The organism is Microbacterium sp. Bi121 (genome assembly GCF_918698005.1).
GTDB lineage: Bacteria > Actinomycetota > Actinomycetes > Actinomycetales > Microbacteriaceae > Microbacterium.
Window position 1 is genome coordinate 1 of sequence record NZ_CAKKLJ010000020.1, and the last position, 1,214, is coordinate 1,214.

Annotated in this window: 1 protein-coding gene; it reads left to right on the plus strand. The window is 68.7% G+C overall.

Annotated elements, in window-relative coordinates:
- Positions 1-1,212 (plus strand): NADP-dependent phosphogluconate dehydrogenase (gene gndA / locus LQZ87_RS15205; RefSeq protein ID WP_230104284.1); only part of this gene is annotated, 1,212 nt, incomplete at its 5' end.
- Positions 1,213-1,214 lie beyond the last annotated feature (2 nt).

A 1,214-nucleotide genomic window follows, 5' to 3' on the forward strand; every position in this document is an offset into this window, starting at 1 on the left:
CCGACGGATGCGGTGATCGATGCGCTGGTGGAGGTGTTCGAGCCGGGCGACATCATCGTCGATGGGGGCAACGCGTACTTCCCCGACACGATCCGCCGGGAGAAGCAGGTCCGCGAGACCGGGATCAACTTCGTCGGTGCGGGGATCTCCGGTGGTGAGGAGGGCGCCCTGAACGGTCCCTCGATCATGCCGGGCGGGTCGGACGAGTCCTGGGTCACCCTCGGCCCGATCCTGAAGTCCATTGCGGCGGTCGCCGAGGGCGAGCCGTGCGTCACGCACATCGGTCACGACGGGGCCGGGCACTTCGTGAAGATGGTCCACAACGGCATCGAGTACGCCGACATGCAGCTCATCGCCGAAGCGTACGACCTGATCCGCCGCGGCACCGGCAAGACCCCCGCGCAGATCGCCGACATCTTCGCCGACTGGAACACCGGCGAGCTCGAGTCGTACCTGATCGAGATCACCGCCGAAGTCCTCCGCCAGACAGACGCCGAAACCGGGCAGCCCCTCGTGGATGTGATCCTCGACCAGGCCGGTGCGAAGGGCACCGGTGCGTGGACCGTGCAGACCGCGCTCGCCCTCGGCGTCCCCGTCTCCGGGATCGCCGAGGCCACCTTCGCCCGCTCCCTGTCCTCCCACCCCGAACAGCGCGCCGCCGCCACGATCCTCCCCGGGCCCGAGGGCGACTTCACCGTCCCGGCCGAGCAGACCGACGCGTTCATCGAAGACGTCCGCCTGGCCCTGTATGCGTCGAAGATCGTCGCCTACTCCCAAGGGTTCGACGAGATCCGTGCCGGGGCTGCCGAATACGACTGGAACATCGACCTCGGCGCCGTGTCGAAGATCTGGCGCGGCGGGTGCATCATCCGCGCCCAGTTCCTCAACCGCATCGCCGACGCCTACGCCGAGACCCCGGACCTGCCGGTGCTGATGGCCGCACCGTACTTCGCCGAGGTCTTCACCCGCGCCCAGACCGCGTGGCGCCGCGTCGTCACCACCGCCGCGACCGCCGGCATCCCCGCCCCCGCATTCAGCTCATCCCTGTCGTACTACGACGGCATCCGCGCCGACCGCCTCCCGGCCGCGCTCGTCCAGGGACAACGCGACTTCTTCGGCGCCCACACCTACAAGCGCGTCGACAAACAAGGCACCTTCCACACCCTCTGGTCCGGCGACCGCACCGAAATCGAAGCCATCGACACCCACTGACC